This is a genomic window from Methylobacterium mesophilicum SR1.6/6 (genome assembly GCF_000364445.2).
GTDB lineage: Bacteria > Pseudomonadota > Alphaproteobacteria > Rhizobiales > Beijerinckiaceae > Methylobacterium > Methylobacterium mesophilicum_A.
Map to the genome: position 1 here is coordinate 4,048,420 of NZ_CP043538.1, position 14,104 is coordinate 4,062,523.

Annotated in this window: 15 protein-coding genes; 6 read left to right on the forward strand and 9 right to left on the reverse strand. The window is 69.3% G+C overall.

Features of this window, described 5'->3' with window-relative positions; translation table 11 throughout:
• Positions 1 to 9 precede the first annotated feature (9 nt).
• Positions 10 to 1,242 (forward strand): MFS transporter, encoded by a 1,233-nt coding sequence (locus tag MMSR116_RS19400; RefSeq protein WP_010685905.1) that lies wholly within the window; start codon positions 10 to 12, stop codon positions 1,240 to 1,242.
• Positions 1,243 to 1,685: 443 nt separating this feature from the next.
• Here the strand turns inward: MMSR116_RS19400 and tolB are convergent, their stop codons facing one another.
• The 4 genes from tolB to tolQ all read right to left on the reverse strand — a co-directional run bounded on the left by tolB (position 1,686) and on the right by tolQ (position 5,609).
• Positions 1,686 to 3,023 (reverse strand): Tol-Pal system beta propeller repeat protein TolB, encoded by a 1,338-nt coding sequence (gene tolB / locus MMSR116_RS19405; RefSeq protein ID WP_010685904.1) that lies wholly within the window; start codon positions 3,021 to 3,023, stop codon positions 1,686 to 1,688.
• Between the two features lie 63 nt (positions 3,024 to 3,086).
• Positions 3,087 to 4,409: a cell envelope integrity protein TolA gene (tolA, locus tag MMSR116_RS19410; protein ID WP_010685903.1), complete on the reverse strand. Its 1,323-nt coding sequence runs from the start codon at positions 4,407 to 4,409 to the stop codon at positions 3,087 to 3,089.
• 9 nt (positions 4,410 to 4,418) lie between these two features.
• Positions 4,419 to 4,865, reverse strand: coding sequence for an ExbD/TolR family protein (locus MMSR116_RS19415; RefSeq protein WP_010685902.1), 447 nt, complete (start codon positions 4,863 to 4,865; stop codon positions 4,419 to 4,421).
• Between the two features lie 27 nt (positions 4,866 to 4,892).
• Complete coding sequence (tolQ, locus tag MMSR116_RS19420; RefSeq protein WP_010685901.1) at positions 4,893 to 5,609, reverse strand: protein TolQ; 717 nt, start codon at positions 5,607 to 5,609, stop codon at positions 4,893 to 4,895.
• Positions 5,610 to 5,929: 320 nt separating this feature from the next.
• On the opposite strand from tolQ, the gene MMSR116_RS19425 reads away from it, so the two are divergent.
• On the forward strand, positions 5,930 to 6,718 hold the full coding sequence (locus tag MMSR116_RS19425) for an HpcH/HpaI aldolase family protein (protein WP_010685900.1): 789 nt from the start codon (positions 5,930 to 5,932) through the stop codon (positions 6,716 to 6,718).
• A gap of 4 nt (positions 6,719 to 6,722) precedes the next feature.
• Here the strand turns inward: MMSR116_RS19425 and ybgC are convergent, their stop codons facing one another.
• The 3 genes from ybgC to ruvB form a co-directional block, all read right to left on the reverse strand.
• Entirely contained in the window at positions 6,723 to 7,172 is a 450-nt protein-coding gene (gene ybgC, locus MMSR116_RS19430; RefSeq protein WP_010685899.1) for a tol-pal system-associated acyl-CoA thioesterase, read from the reverse strand.
• Between the two features lie 196 nt (positions 7,173 to 7,368).
• The gene (locus MMSR116_RS19435) at positions 7,369 to 8,094 is read right to left on the reverse strand and encodes a DUF4142 domain-containing protein (RefSeq protein ID WP_010685898.1); all 726 of its coding nucleotides are present in this window, start codon (positions 8,092 to 8,094) and stop codon (positions 7,369 to 7,371) included.
• Between the two features lie 366 nt (positions 8,095 to 8,460).
• On the reverse strand, positions 8,461 to 9,516 hold the full coding sequence (gene ruvB / locus MMSR116_RS19440; protein ID WP_010685897.1) for a Holliday junction branch migration DNA helicase RuvB: 1,056 nt from the start codon (positions 9,514 to 9,516) through the stop codon (positions 8,461 to 8,463).
• Positions 9,517 to 9,749: 233 nt separating this feature from the next.
• Here ruvB and MMSR116_RS19445 point away from each other — a divergent pair, with 233 nt between their 5' ends.
• Both MMSR116_RS19445 and MMSR116_RS19450 read left to right on the forward strand, forming a co-directional pair.
• A complete protein-coding gene (locus tag MMSR116_RS19445) occupies positions 9,750 to 9,980 on the forward strand; it encodes a hypothetical protein (RefSeq protein ID WP_010685896.1) in 231 nt (76 codons plus the stop codon).
• A 174-nt stretch (positions 9,981 to 10,154) separates the two neighbouring features.
• Positions 10,155 to 10,529 carry a hypothetical protein gene (locus MMSR116_RS19450; protein WP_010685895.1) on the forward strand — a complete coding sequence of 125 codons (375 nt, stop codon included), beginning with the start codon at positions 10,155 to 10,157 and terminating at the stop codon, positions 10,527 to 10,529.
• On the opposite strand, the gene MMSR116_RS19455 is transcribed toward MMSR116_RS19450, so the two are convergent.
• On the reverse strand, positions 10,504 to 10,857 hold the full coding sequence (locus MMSR116_RS19455; protein ID WP_010685894.1) for a hypothetical protein: 354 nt from the start codon (positions 10,855 to 10,857) through the stop codon (positions 10,504 to 10,506). The two genes, MMSR116_RS19450 and MMSR116_RS19455, sit on opposite strands and share 26 nt — an antisense overlap.
• Before the next feature lie 73 nt (positions 10,858 to 10,930).
• On the opposite strand from MMSR116_RS19455, the gene MMSR116_RS19460 reads away from it, so the two are divergent.
• Both MMSR116_RS19460 and MMSR116_RS19465 read left to right on the forward strand, forming a co-directional pair.
• Entirely contained in the window at positions 10,931 to 11,824 is an 894-nt protein-coding gene (locus MMSR116_RS19460) for a GGDEF domain-containing protein (protein WP_010685893.1), read from the forward strand.
• Between the two features lie 212 nt (positions 11,825 to 12,036).
• Positions 12,037 to 12,723, forward strand: coding sequence for a LuxR C-terminal-related transcriptional regulator (locus MMSR116_RS19465; protein WP_010685892.1), 687 nt, complete (start codon positions 12,037 to 12,039; stop codon positions 12,721 to 12,723).
• Between the two features lie 39 nt (positions 12,724 to 12,762).
• Here MMSR116_RS19465 and MMSR116_RS19470 read toward each other — a convergent pair whose 3' ends face one another.
• Positions 12,763 to 14,037 (reverse strand): DNA topoisomerase IB, encoded by a 1,275-nt coding sequence (locus MMSR116_RS19470; RefSeq protein WP_010685891.1) that lies wholly within the window; start codon positions 14,035 to 14,037, stop codon positions 12,763 to 12,765.
• Positions 14,038 to 14,104 lie beyond the last annotated feature (67 nt).

A 14,104-nucleotide genomic window follows, 5' to 3' on the forward strand; every position in this document is an offset into this window, starting at 1 on the left:
CAGGGGTCCATGTCCGCGCATGATCGTTCCGGCTGGGCCGTCTTCGGCATCGGCGACTTCCGCCTGTTCGGCGCAGCCCGCTTCCTGACGGGCCTCGCCTACCAGATGCAGGCCGTGGCGATCGGCTGGTTCGTCTACGATCTGACCCATTCCGCCCTGGCGCTGGGCCTCGTGGGTCTTGCGGGCTTCCTGCCGGCGATCCTCTGCGCGCTGATCACCGGCCATGTGGCGGATGCCTACGACCGCCGCCTCGTCGGGGCCGCGGCCTTCGCCCTCCAGAGTGCGGCGAGCTTCGGCCTTCTCGCCTGCGCGCTGTCGGGCCTGCAGTCCGTCTGGCCGATCTACGCCTTGGTGATCGTGGTCGGCACCGCGCGCGCCTTCGCCAATCCGGCCTTGCAGGCGCTGCTGCCGACCCTGGTCCCGGGCCCGCAGTTCAGCTCCGCCATCGCGTGGAACGCGTCGCTCTGGCAGAGCGCGTCCGTGATGGGACCGGCCCTTGGCGGCTTCCTCTACGCCCTCGGACCCGCCGTGGTGTTCGGCGGAGCCGCGGGGAGCTTCGCCCTGGCAAGCGGGCTCACGGTGCTGATCCGCTTCCGGCCCGCTCCGGTGAGCGAGCGGCCGCCGATCACCTGGGCGGCGCTTTCGGCCGGGATCGATTACATCCGCTCGCAACCGGTGGTGCTCGGCGCGATCAGCCTCGACCTGTTCACCGTCCTCCTCGGGGGTGCGACGGCGCTGCTGCCGATCTACGCCGGCGAGGTCCTGCATGTCGGGCCGCTCGGCCTCGGCGCCCTGCGGAGCATGCCGGCCTTCGGGGCCGTGGCCATGGCGGTGCTGCTCGCGAACTACCCCCTCCGGCGCCATGCGGGTCTGCGCATGCTCCGGGCCGCCGCGGTGTTCGGCGCCGCCACGGTCGCCTTCGGATTGTCGACCTCGCTGCCCCTGTCGATGGCCTGCCTGTTCGTGACGGGCGCCGCCGACATGATCTCGGTCTACGTCCGCCAGACCTTCGTGCAGGGCGAAACGCCGGACGCCATGCGCGGCCGGGTCTCGGCGGTGAACACGGTGTTCATCGGCGCGTCCAACGAGCTCGGCGAATTCGAGTCCGGCCTGCTGGCCGCCGCGATCGGGGCCGTCCCGGCGGTGGTAGCGGGCGGCGCGGCGACGATCGGCGTAGCTCTGCTCTGGGGGAAGCTCTTTCCGGCGCTGAAGGCGCGCGATCGGCTGATGGTGCAGGGGTGATACCGTTTCCGGTGGATCAGATCGGTCCGCCGTCTGTGCGAGCGGAGCGAAGCAATCCAGCAGCGTCGCTCTGACCTGGGTCGCTGCACAGCGCTCGCGATGGCCCAGCAGGCTGGATCGGACCGAAGCGTTCAACCGGAAACGATATGAGAACGCGTATTCAATGACCGGCGCACTCTGCGCGTCGGGTGGATGTTGTCTTGCGGCTCAGTCTTGTGCGCGCGGCAGATCGAGCACCTGCGCGGTACGCGGCACAGGATCGCAATCTTGATTGAGCCCTCCGACCCGCGCCCTCATCCTGGGGCGCCGGAGCGGAGAGCCGGGCCCGGAGGAGCCCTCCAGGGCTCGCGCGGCTGGCTGGAAGGCTTCTTCGAGGCCCTCTGACGCGGGCGCCTCAGGATGAGACGGTTGGGCGAGATCCACCGCTCACGCAATCGCAGGCGTCAGCGCCCCGCGAGGAGCGGCGACCAGGTCGGGTCCGACGCGTAGGCGGGCGTCGGGACCGGCTGCTCGACCTTGCCGGTGATGTCGACCATGAACAGCTTGCCGCCGCCCTGGCCGCCCGGATCGCGGAAGAACAGCACGTACTGGCCGTTCGGCGCGAAGGTCGGGCCCTCGTTGTGGAAGCCCTCGGTCAGGACGCGCTCGCCGGAACCGTCGGGCTTCGACACGCAGATGGCGAAGCCGCCGTTGCGCTGACGCGTGTAGGCGATCAGGTCGCCGCGGGGCGAGAAGGCCGGCTGCGAGGCCGAGCCGGCACCGAAGGTGATGCGGTGCGGGTTAGAGCCGTCCGCGCCCATCACGTAGACCTGCTGCGAGCCGCCCCGATCCGACTCGAACGCGATCTGCGATCCGTCCGGCGAATAGGTCGGAGACGTGTCGATGGCCATGCCGTTGGTGATCGAGCGCTGGGCCTTCGAGGCGATGTCCATCGTCACGATGTCGGCGTTGCCGCCCTGCTGCACGCTCATGACGATCTTGCGTCCGTCCGGCGAGAAGCGGGGGCTGGCGCTCATGGAATCGACGTTGCCGAGGGCCTGACGCGCGCCGGTCTCCAGGTTGATCATCTGCACACGCGGCTGGTGGCCGGTGGCCTGCGCCATGAAGGCAATGTCCTGGGTCGCCGGCGAGTAGCGCGGCGCGACGATCGACATCTCGCCGTTGGTGATCGCCCGAACGTTGGCGCCGTCCTGATCCATCACCATCAGGCGCTTGCGGCGGTTCTCCTTCGGGCCGGTCTCGTCCACGAAGGCGATGCGGCTGTCGAACCAGGGGCCGAGGCCGGTGATCTTGGTGTAGACGGCGTCCGAGATCAGGTGGCCGGTGCGCCGGACGTTGGCGGCGTCGGTGCCGTATTGCTGGCCGGTCATCTGCTGGCCGGAGGTCACGTCCCAGAGCCGGAACTCGACCTTGACGCGGCCGGCCTCCCGGACGACGCGGCCGGTAACGAGGCCCTGGACGCCCGTGGCGCGCCACTTCTCGAAGTTGGGAGCCGCGTCGAAGTTCGGCTGCTCCGGGAAGCGGGCGTGGTCGAGGGGCGTGAAATACCCTGAGCGGCGCAGGTTGTTGGTGACCACGCCGGAGACGAGGCCGGCGAGGCTCGGATCGCCGCCGAAATCCGCGATGGCGATCGGCATCGGCTGGAAGTTGCCGCCGCCGATGCGCAGCTGCAGCTGCGCCTGGGCCGGCCCCGCCAGGAAAGCCGTCAGCAGGGCGAAGACCGCGATCAGGCGCGCGGCGAAGGACGTCGGGAGGCGCCCGACGAATGAGACGTTCTGCATAGTTCAGATCCGAGTGACGATCAGACGAGTCGGCTGTCGAGGGCAGCGGTCCGGGGCATGGCCTCAGGTCGCCGTGAACTCGAACTCCGCGTTGATGGCCTTCCAGTCATTGTAATACGGCGCGTAGGTGGCCGGGATGTTGTACGGCGCACAGCGGCGGACCGCCCGGAGCGCGGCCTGCGCGATCGACTGATCCACGGAGCTCGACCCGCCGCGCATGATCCGCGGCTCCGTGCTCAGCGAGCCGTTCGGGTTCAGCCGGATGTCGAGGACGGGCAGAACCACGCCCTGGGTCGCACCAGGGGGTGCCGAGTAGCAGCGCTCGATCTGCTGCTGGAGCAGGCCGACGAGCGCGTCGCGCAGGGACGGCGACAGGCGCTGCGCCGTGCCGGTCGCGGCACCGAGCGCCGCCACCTTCTGCACCGCGTGGCCGGTGGCTCCGGTCGATTGCGACGGTGCCTTCGAGGCGAGCATGGAGCGGATGTCGCCCGCGTTGAACTTGTCGGCGAGTTCCGCCTGCTTCCGCGCCTTGGCCTCACCGTCGGCCTTGGCCTTCGCGTCCGCCATCGCCTTGGCCTTTGCCTTGGCGGCGGCTTCCGCTTTGGCAGCAGCCTCTGCTTTGGCGGCCTCGGCCTTGGCCTTCGCGGCGGCCTCCGCCTTCTCGCGCTCGGCCTCGGCCTTCGCCTCGGCGATTTCCTTCTGGCGCTCGGCTTCCGCCTCGGCCTTAGCCTTGGCATCGGCCGCCTTCTTGGCCGCCTCCTTGGCCGCCTCGGCCTTCGCCTTGGCGGCGGCTTTCTGGGCGGCTTCGGCCTCGGCTTCCTGCTTCTCGATCAGCTTCTCCAGCTGCTCGCGCTTCTCGGCCTCCGCCTTGGCGGCGGCCGCCTCGGCCTTGGCCTTCGCCTCAGCCTTGGCCGCCTTGTCGGCCGCAGCCTTCTCGGCCGCGGCCTTGGCGGCTTTCTCGGCGGCCTTCTCAGCTGCCTTCTCGGCGTCGCGCTTCTCCTGCGCTGCCTTGGCGGCCTTGGCGGTCTCTTGCGGATCCGGCTCGCTGCGGAGCGGCATCTCCTCCGCGTTGGCGAGCTTCATCTCGGCGGTCCGGGTCGGGGCCGTCGGCGCGTCGGTCTTGGCGTTCTCGGGCTCGCGATCCTCGACCTTCTCGGCCTGGCGATCAGCTCGCGATTGGGCGTTCGGCATCGGCTTGTCGGCCTGACGCTCACCCTTGGTGATCTCGGAGAACTGGTTCTCGGTGATCACCTCGACGGGCACGCCCTCCTGCGCCTCGGGCAGGGCAGGGGCGGCGACGCTGAACAGCGCCAGCGCGAGGAGCGCCACATGGGTCCCGGCGGAGATCCAGACACCCGGTTCCTGGCGGTCGAAGCGGAACTCCACGGCGCGGCCCTACTGATGCTCAGGCTCGGTCACGAGGGCGACCTTCTTGAAGCCGCCGCCGGTCACGATTGCCATCACCTGCGCCACCCGGCCGTAATCGACCCGCTTGTCGCCGCGCACGAAGACGCGCTCCTCGGTCCCGGTCTTGGCGGTCTCCATGAGCTTCGGCACGATCGTGTCGTCGGTGAGCTCATCCTCGCCCAGGAAGATCTGGCCGGTCTGGCGGATTGACAGGGTGATGGGCTTCACGTCGGAATTGAGCGGCGAGGCCTTCGACTGCGGCAGGTCGAGGGGCACACCCACGGTCATCATCGGCGCGGCCACCATGAAGATGATCAGGAGCACCAGCACGACGTCGATGAACGGCGTCATGTTGATCTCGTTGATGGCGCCGCTGCGCCTGCCCCTGCGCCGGCGGCGCTTGCCACCCTGGGACGCGCCCGCTGCCATACCCATGGATCGGTCTCCTCTGGATCAGCCGGTTCAGGCGGCGAGCGGCAGCCGCTCGTCGATCTGGCGGGAGAGGATGGCGGAAAATTCGTCGGCGAAGCCCTCCAGGCGCGACTGCGCCTTGGCGACCTCGGCCTGAAGCTTGTTGTAGGCGAGCACCGCCGGGATCGCGGCGAACAGGCCAATGGCGGTGGCGAACAGCGCCTCGGCGATGCCGGGGGCAACGACGGCCAGCGACGTGTTCTTCGAGGCCGCGATCGACGTGAAGGCGGTCATGATGCCCCAGACCGTGCCGAACAGGCCGATATATGGGCCGGCCGAGCCGATCGAGGCGAGGAACAGGAGGCGGGATTCCAGACGCTCCACCTCGCGGTGGATGGTGACGTCGAGCTGCTTCTCGATGCGCTGCGACAGGGACTGAATCTGCCGGCCGGAGCCCTCGAAGCTGCGCTTCCACTCCCGCATGGCGGCGACGAAGACGGCGGCGAGGCCGGTGGCCGGGCGGTCGTTGAACGAGCGGAACAACTCTTCCAGAGAGCGACCGGACCAGAACGCGTCCTCGAACGCGTCCATCTCGGCCTTGGTCCGGCGGAACAGCAGCGTCTTGTCGACGATGATCGACCAGCACCAGATCGAGGCGCTGAGCAGCCCGACCATCACGATCTTGACGACGAAGTGGGCCTGCAGGAACAGGCCGAGCAGCGTCATGTCGGCGACAGGCGCGGCCTGCATCGCGTCGGCTGGGTTCATCCGTCGAGGTCTCCTGCTCCGGATCGCGATGCGCCGGGCGAGGCCCGCGTCCGCCGGATCCGTGAGCGATATCAAGGCTGTCGCCCGCGAATCTGTCGAAAGTAAGGGCCGTCGGCAGCCCCTACGCCCCGCCGTCGCATCGACCCCGTTAAGGCCGCGGCAGGGTTAAGGATCGGTTTCGATCCGGGCGATCCTGAGGCGTCCGGCTGTTCGAACCGGGGCGGCGGGCTGGACCTCCTGAAACCGTGGCCTCTATGGTCGGGCCGGGGCGCTGAGTCGCCGCCCGCACGAGATCTCCACCAGACCAGTACAGGAAGCGCATGACCCTTCCCGTCCCCAGCCTCCAGGAAATCCTGCCGACGGGCCCGGCCCGATTCCTCGGCTGGTCCGTGATCGCCGATCCGGCGCTGGCCGGCGCCCTGGCCCGGGCGGGCTTTGACGCCGTGCTCCTCGACCAGCAGCACGGTGGCTACGATTACAAATCCGCGTGCGCGGCGATCACCGAGGTGGCCCTGGCCGGTAAGGCCGCCCTCGTGCGCGTCGCCGTCGGCGACGTCGCCATGGTCTCGCGGATGCTGGACGCGGGCGCCGCCGGAATCGTCGCGCCGATGATCAACACCGTGGCGCAGGCGCAGGCGCTCGCGGACGCCGCCAAGTTTCCACCGGTCGGGCAGCGGAGCTGGGGACCGGACCGGGCGATCCTGCTGTCCGGCCTTCGGGACGGGTCGGAATACCTCGCAGCCGGCAATTCGCGGGCGCTGACCATCGCCATGTGCGAGACTGCGGAGTCGATCGCCGCCTTGGAGCAGATCCTCGCGGTTCCGGGCATCGACGGCGTGCTGGTCGGCCCCGCCGACCTGTCGATCGCGCTGTCCAAGGGGACGGTCATCGACCCGTCAGGCTCGGCGGTGACGGCGGCGCTCGGCGACATCGTCCGCAAGACGCTGGCGGCGGGCAAGCTCCCCTGCGCCTTCGCGCCGTCGCCGGCACGCGCCCGGGAAATGGTGGCGATGGGCTACCAGCTCGTCTCGATCGAGTACGACGCGATGACGATCGCCCATGCCTTTGCCCGGCTATTGCAGGAGGTCGATCCATCGCGGGCCGGCTGAGGAGCTAGTCCAGACCTCTCGGCGCGAGACAGCGGCGGAGGGTGTCCGGAAGGCGGACCGCCCGACCCTCCCGCACGCAGGCGACGGTGACATCGGCAGCCACCAACACGGCGTCGCCGCGGCGGACCTCCTGGGCCAGTTGCATCGAGGCGCCGCGCAGCGCGGTCGTGCGGGTGACGATCGTCAGCAGATCGTCCATCCGGGCCGGGCGCAGATAATCGAGGCTCATCCGCCGGACGACGAAGACGAGACCGCTGGCCTCACGGTGGAGGTCGGACTGATCGCCGGCGAGGCCGCGGAGCAGCTCGGTTCGGCCCCGCTCCAGGAAGCGCAGGTAGCTCGCGTGGTAGACGAAGCCCGAGAAGTCGGTGTCCTCGTAGTAGACGCGCACGGACAGATGATGCGGCGGGCTGCCGCCTACGGGCATGTCGGTCGTGGGCTCGCTGGCGCTCATGGCGACTCTTAGAGCCGTTCTCGATCGCGTGGCAATTGGGGAACGGTGCTAAGCCTTTGTTTCAATGCGCGCTCTTGCGCCGGGCCGGCAGCCGCTTCGGCTCGCAACGCTTTCGCGGCCCGCCGAGAGCCCGCGCGACACGACGAGGGCCGCCTCTTTGGGGCGGCCCTCGCAAACATTCTCGGTGAGGCGCGGATCAGCCGCCGATGCGGGCAGCGAGGCTCGCCGAGTGGGCGTGCTCGTCGGCGATGTAGGGCAGCGCCTCGCTGGCGAACTTGCGGCCCTGGGCATTGTCGCCGGACTTCGCGTAGGAGTCGTAGAGCGCCAGGGTCCGGGCGTCCGAACGGGCCTGCTGGTCCACGTAGGTGCGATCGAAGGCGCGGCCGTTCGGGGCGGACTGCAGCTGCGCCAGCCGCGCCTGACCGCGCTCGCCCAGCGCCACGCGACGGCCCGGCTCGGCGGGGCTGTTGTCGACGATGCCGACCGCGCCGAGGGCGCCGCCCACGATGCTGGTCCCAATGTTCGCCGCGACCGTCACCGGCGCGAGCACCAGCCCGACCGGGTTGCTCAGGTCGGTGCGGATGCCTTGGTTGTCGGAGACGACCGAGCCGTTGCGCGACAGGGAGGTGTTCGGCGGCAGCAGGGCATCGGTGGTCGCCTTGCGCTCGACGAGAACACGGTTGGCGTAGTTGCGCACCTGCGGATTGCGCGAGCGCTGCAGGGCGATGCGGCTCGCCTCAATGCTGGCAGCGTCCGAACGCAGGGCCTCGGCGCGGAATGCCGGGGTCTCGGTCGCGGCGGCACCGACACCGTCCTGGTTGGCGAAAGGCAGGATGCGGATCGGCAGCGCGTCCTGCGCGAAGGCCGGCGCCGAGATCACGGCAGCGGAGAGGCCGAGGACGGCCAGCGTCATCTTCTTCATGGCTGAAGTTTTTCCCTGACGTTGTTCTTGATGCTCGAAGACCTGCCGCGAGCCGGGGGACAGGACCCCGAATGACGGCAGCCTCACCGGCGCCAATCAAACTTGGCGCGGTCGCCTCCACAACAAACCGGTTTTCCCGCTGTTCCATCACGAGAACTAGATTTTCGTCACCGGAACCAGTGCAGCGCCTCCGCAAAGCTCGGCTGTATTGTCAGGTGGGCGGACAGGAAAATCGTTATGTCGACAACACTTTGCGATTGATGCGGCGCACAAGATCCGCAAGCCCCGCGGGAAGACGGCTAACTGCAAGACATGTTGCAAGCGAAGATCTGGCCTGAGGCAGGCGCATGTGGACCGATAAGGTGCTCAGTCCGGCGCGCCGTCGAAGAAGCCGGACTGGCCGTTCGGATCGCGTTTCGGTTGGGCGATGCCGAGATGGCGGTAGGCGTGGCGGGTGAGCACGCGGCCGCGGGGCGTGCGCTGCACGAAGCCGCGCTGGATCAGGTAGGGCTCGATGATGTCCTCGATCGCGTCCCGAGGCTCCGACAGCGCCGCCCCGATCGTCTCGATCCCCACAGGCCCGCCCCCGAACGAGCGCGCGATCAGACCCAGGTACTTGCGGTCCATCACGTCGAGCCCCGCCCCGTCCACGTCGAGCAGCTGCAGCGCCCGGTCGGCGATCGCCCGCGTCACCGTCTCGGCCTCCGCCACGACCGCGAAGTCCCGCACCCGCCGCAGCAGACGCCCCGCGATCCGCGGCGTGCCCCGCGCCCGCCGCGCGATCTCGTTGGCCCCCTCCGCCGACATCCCCAAGCCCAGAACCCGCGCGCCGCGGGCCACGATCTGCTCCAGCTCGTCGATCTCGTAGAACTCCAGCCGGATCGGGATGCCGAACCGGTCGCGCAGCGGCGTGGTCAAGAGACCCGCCCGCGTCGTGGCGCCCACCAGCGTGAACTTGGGCAGCTCGATCTTGACCGAGCGCGCCGCCGGGCCCTCGCCGATGATCAGGTCGAGCTGGTAGTCCTCCATGGCCGGATAGAGGATCTCCTCCACCGCCGGGTTGAGCCGGTGGATCTCGTCGATGAACAGGACGTCGCGCTCCTCCAGGTTGGTCAGCTGCGCGGCCAGGTCCCCGGCCTTGGCGATCACCGGACCGGAGGTGGAGCGGAAGTTCACGCCCAGTTCGCGCGCCACGATCTGGGCCAGCGTGGTCTTGCCCAGGCCCGGCGGGCCGACAAACAGCACGTGGTCGAGCGCCTGCCCGGTCTTGCGCGCCGCCTCGATGAAGATCTGCATGTTCGCCCGCGCCGCCCGCTGACCGATGAACTCGGACAGGCTCAGCGGACGGATCGTCTGATCAACGTCCTCGGCGCGCTTCTCCGGCGTCAGAAGCGCGTTGGTCGGAGGCTTCGGCTTGCTCATGAACCCTTGCTTCGTGGACCGGATCTCGCAGCCCTGATCGGGGACGATGCCGGAGCGTCGGGGGTCCCGATATCCGGTTTTGTTCCTCCTTACTCGCGAAAACCGGGAAGTCTAAGCGCCGTCGGGGGCGGTGTGGGTGGGCACACCGTGCAACGCCAACGATGAAACCGAATCGGCGGGCCGTGCATTCATGGAACGACCCCCGAAGCATGGCCGCAGAGCGCTTCCCCCACATGATGATTCGTCTGAAAGCTGCTGGCTTGGCCGGCGCGGCTGTTCTTGTCGCCACATTCGCAGCCCAGGCGGCGAGCGATCCCGGCGAGACCAAGGTCGCGGAGGCCGGCACGCAGGTCCACCCCGCCTCGGCCGACCGGGACGACGATGCCACATGCAGCCGCGCGCGACGCCGCCTCTGGATCGAGGGAGAGGGCTGGGTGGTTCGGCGGATCACCACCTGCCGCTGATCGCCGAACGCTCGCAGGGCGATCCCGCGACGCATCTGCTGGGTATGGTTGGGGGTTTACGCAATCTCCGCGTCTGGAGGAGCGGAACGGCGGGTGCTCCGCTCCGTTCCCAATCATTACTCCCCAGCCCCCCCGCGCGACCCGGTCGCGCCGACGCGCATCGGAGCCGGTCCCATGGCGACCCGGACCATCCTGACTTTACTCGCCCTCGTCGCGGCGATGCCGGCCTCGGCGCAACCCTTTCACAGATCCTTCCCGTACGGCCCCGTTTACGCGGGCAGCGACGGCTTCGCCGGCGACTTCGTGCGCGGAACCTACATCGGCGCCCCGCTGACCAGGGTGCCCCGGCCAACCGAGATCGTCCCGTCCCCCTGGAGCTACGGGACCTACGGCGTTCCCACCGTCACGGGGATCGCGGCCCCGCCCGCGGCGCAGCCGACGCTCACCGTCATCAACGGCGCCCCCGCGAACGGCCGCCGGCGCGTAGGCGCCGCGGAGGATGGGCCCGCCGGCCCGCAGATCATCACGGTGCGGGTTCCCCGGCGGTGAGCCCCGCAAACCACGCAGCGTAGGGCGTATGGCGCGCCAGCCTGCGGTTGAGGTCGGGCGCGCCGTCGCTCCGCCAGACGGGACCCCGCTCACCGAGGGCGACCTTGGCCGCATCCACTTCGGCGCGGGCGGCCGCCAGGGCGGCACCGGCCTCTGGATCGCTTTGCCGCTCCGCGCGCTTGGCGGCCTGGACGGCGCGGCGTGCCGTCATCAGCCGGGCGACAAGGGCCTCGCGACGCTCCGGCGGAAGCGCGGGATTGGCGGTTCGCCACAGGCGGCCGCGAACGACGATGTAGCGCCCGTCCGGTGTGGTTAAGGCCGCGGTCATATTGGAATCCATCCCGTTTGGGGTGAGTTAAGTCTTCTGGCCTAGACCGCGGATATCGTGTTCGGACCGCGCCATGCAGATCGTCATCGTCGATTCGAGCCGCGTCGTGCTCCAGATCATCGCCTCGCTGATCGAACCGCGGGGTCATGCGGTTCATCCCTTCACCGATTCCGCGCAGGCGCTCGAATTTCTAGCCGCGACACCCGCCGTGCGGGTCCTCATCACGAGCCTGGAGGTGCGGCCGCTGTCCGGGCTCGAACTCTGCTGGTCCGCCCGCCTGCTGGCCGAAGAGCGCCGACCGCTGCACGTCATCACCATGTCGTCCGCCCGGAACGTCCGGATCCTGGCCGAAGCCCTCGACAGCGGCGCCGACGATTTCATCGAGAAGCCCCCGAGCGCCGAGGAACTGAACGCCCGGCTGCGCGCGGCCGAGCGCCTGACGACCATGCAGGAGGAACTGATCCGCCTCGCCGAGACGGACCCCCTCACGGGCTCCTATAACCGGCGCGCCTTCTTCAACCGGGCGCGCCAAGCGGCCGAACAGCACCGGCGTCCGGGAGGGATCTCGGCGATCCTCCTCGACATCGATCATTTCAAACGGATCAACGACGAGCATGGGCACGATGTCGGCGACGTGGCGATCAAGGCGGTCGCCGACCTGATCGCCGAGGATGGGATCGCCGGCCGGCTGGGCGGCGAGGAGTTCGCCGTCGTCCTGCCCGGCTGCTGCCTCGTGGAGGCAAGCGCGCGGGCCGAGCGACTGCGCGCCGCCACCCAGAACCGGCGCATCCGCGGCGCCCACGGCACGATCCGGCTGACCTGCAGCTTCGGGGTCAGCACTTGGACCGATGGAGACTGCATCGAGGCCCTGATCAAGCGGGCCGACTTGGCGCTGTACGCAGCGAAGAGCGGCGGACGCAATCGTGTCGTCCCTTATCCGGCCGACGCCCTCGCGGTCGCGAGCTGAGACATTACCATTGCCCCAGAACGGTACGGCCACGTTGGGCAACCGACGGCGCTGTCCCAGATCGGACCGTCGATCAGGTTAGTATCTGTAAGATTGCACCGAATCCGCTGGCATCAAGCTTAATATTCGCCGAACTGCGCTGGAACGAATCTTGGAACTTCGACTTCGAGCCCGGCCACTTGTATCAAGCCGGGAGAGAGAGGTGCGAGGTCATGAGTACGGCCGTTGGCGTCCTGATCCTTGATGAACCGCAGGACCTGAGCGCGACTGTTCGCGCGACACTGGAGCACATGCCCGAGCTCCACACGATCGGCGAGGCGGATCTGGATCGGGCGAACACCGACACGACCGTCGCGCTGATCTTCCTCGACGAGATCCGGCTCGCCGACGGGATCGCCCGCATCGTCGGCCTGAAGGAGCGTCAGCCCAACCTGCGCACGCTGGTGGCCTTCGGCGCGCTCGCGGCGGATGACCTGCGCGCGCTGCTGGCTGCGGGCGTCGACGCGTTCGTGGCGCGCTCGAAGTCGCCCCGGGAACTCGGCGCCGCGCTGCTGGCGCTCGCGGAGGGCTCGGACTGCCTGACGCCGCCGGAGCAGCCCGGTGCGGCGGCGAGCGAGGCGGCCGACAGCCTGGGCCTCACGCCCCGCGAGGCCGAGGTGCTGCGCTTCCTCAGCTCCGGCTTCAGCAACAAGGAGGTCGCCCGGCGGCTGGCGCTGAGCGTGCGCACCGTCGAGACCCACCGGCTCAACCTGCGCCGCAAGACCCAGACGGGCCGCCTCAAGGATCTGGTCTCGCTCGCCCGACAGCTCGGCCTGGCGCCCGTCGTTGACAACGGCGATCAGGTCCGGCGCGGCACCGACAGCCGCAGATCGAACACCGACGGCCAGTCCCGGCATTGACTGGGACCTCGGGCCGCCCCCCGGTGGGCCGCTCCATCCTCAGGCTGCGCCGACCCGTGTCTCGGCGCGGGCCTTCGGCGGACGCCGTCCCTTGGCGGAGGCCGACCCTTGAGATCCGGCCGCCGGCTTCGCCGTGCCTTGCGCCTTGCTTTTGGGCGACGCCTTGCCGGGCGGTGCCTTGGAACCCCGGCCGCGCGCAGTGGCTGGCTTGACCGGCTGTCCGTTCCGGGCCGCGTGCCTGGCGGCAGCCAGACGGGCCTGGAGCAGGCCGAGAACCGCAGCCTCCTCGGGGCGAAGATCGGAGAGGTCCGCACTCAATTCCGATTCCACCGCATCCTTCACCTGAAGGAGCAGGCCGCCCTCCAGATAGCAGTCGAGGACCTCGGGATGGATGTAGCATTTGCGGCAGATGGTCGGCGTATTGCCGAGCCGGCCCGCCACGCTCTCGATGGCGGTGCGAATGTTGCGCTTGGCACCCGCCTCGCTGTCGAAGCTCTCGAACTCGCGCAGCGCCAGTGCCGCCAGCACCGTCCCGGCCCAGGTCCGGAAGTCCTTGGCGGTGAACTCTTCGCCGGTGATCTCGCGCAGATAGGCGTTCACGTCCGAGGACGTGACGTCGCGCTGGGTGCCGTCCTGGTCGATGTACTGGAACAGCTCTTGGCCGGGCAGGTCCTGGCAGGCCTTCACGATCCTCGCCACGCGCCGATCCTTGAGCGACACGTCCCAGGTCTTGCCGCTCTTGCCCTTGAAGCGGAAGGACAGCGCCGCACCTTCGATCCGGACGTGCGGATCGCGCAGGGTAGTGAGGCCGTAGCTCTTGTTGGTGCGGGCGTAATCGTCGTTTCCGACGCGGATCAGCGTGGTCTCGAGAAGGTGGACGACCGTGGCCAGCACCTTCTCGCGGGTGAGGCCCTTTCCCCTCATGTCGGCGTCGACGCGCTGGCGGATGCCCGGCAGGGCATTCGCGAAGGCCATGATCCGCGAGAACTTGTTGGCCTCCCGGGCCTCCCGGAAGTCCGGGTGATAGCGGTACTGCTTCCGGCCCTTGGCATCCCGACCGGTCGCCTGGATGTGGCCGTTGCCGCGGGGGCAGATCCAGACATCCGTGTAGGCCGGCGGCACGGCGAGCGACCGGATACGGGCCAGCACCGCCTTGTCGCGCACCGGGGCGCCCTTGGCGTCGAGGTAGCGGAAGCCGGTGCCGCTGCGCTTGCGCGTCAGGCCGGGACGGCCGTCATCGACGTAGACGAGCCCGGCCTCCTCCGCGGCAGCCCGAAGGTTTCCGCCGCTCTCCGCCGTCTCGACACCCGCCATGGAACCCCCCTTCCGTGCACGCCGCCGGGCGACCGGGCCCGGCGGGAAGGCCTTGTTCAACCGGCCG

Coding starts and splice junctions, on each gene's coding strand:
- MMSR116_RS19400 (WP_010685905.1), top strand. CDS start 10: ATGTCCGCGCATGATCGTTCCGGCTGGGCCGTCTTCGGCATCGGCGAC.
- tolB (WP_010685904.1), bottom strand. CDS start 3,023: ATGCAGAACGTCTCATTCGTCGGGCGCCTCCCGACGTCCTTCGCCGCG.
- MMSR116_RS19415 (WP_010685902.1), bottom strand. CDS start 4,865: ATGGGTATGGCAGCGGGCGCGTCCCAGGGTGGCAAGCGCCGCCGGCGC.
- tolQ (WP_010685901.1), bottom strand. CDS start 5,609: ATGAACCCAGCCGACGCGATGCAGGCCGCGCCTGTCGCCGACATGACG.
- MMSR116_RS19425 (WP_010685900.1), top strand. CDS start 5,930: ATGACCCTTCCCGTCCCCAGCCTCCAGGAAATCCTGCCGACGGGCCCG.
- ybgC (WP_010685899.1), bottom strand. CDS start 7,172: ATGAGCGCCAGCGAGCCCACGACCGACATGCCCGTAGGCGGCAGCCCG.
- MMSR116_RS19435 (WP_010685898.1), bottom strand. CDS start 8,094: ATGAAGAAGATGACGCTGGCCGTCCTCGGCCTCTCCGCTGCCGTGATC.
- ruvB (WP_010685897.1), bottom strand. CDS start 9,516: ATGAGCAAGCCGAAGCCTCCGACCAACGCGCTTCTGACGCCGGAGAAG.
- MMSR116_RS19445 (WP_010685896.1), top strand. CDS start 9,750: ATGATGATTCGTCTGAAAGCTGCTGGCTTGGCCGGCGCGGCTGTTCTT.
- MMSR116_RS19450 (WP_010685895.1), top strand. CDS start 10,155: ATGGCGACCCGGACCATCCTGACTTTACTCGCCCTCGTCGCGGCGATG.
- MMSR116_RS19455 (WP_010685894.1), bottom strand. CDS start 10,857: ATGACCGCGGCCTTAACCACACCGGACGGGCGCTACATCGTCGTTCGC.
- MMSR116_RS19460 (WP_010685893.1), top strand. CDS start 10,931: ATGCAGATCGTCATCGTCGATTCGAGCCGCGTCGTGCTCCAGATCATC.
- MMSR116_RS19465 (WP_010685892.1), top strand. CDS start 12,037: ATGAGTACGGCCGTTGGCGTCCTGATCCTTGATGAACCGCAGGACCTG.
- MMSR116_RS19470 (WP_010685891.1), bottom strand. CDS start 14,037: ATGGCGGGTGTCGAGACGGCGGAGAGCGGCGGAAACCTTCGGGCTGCC.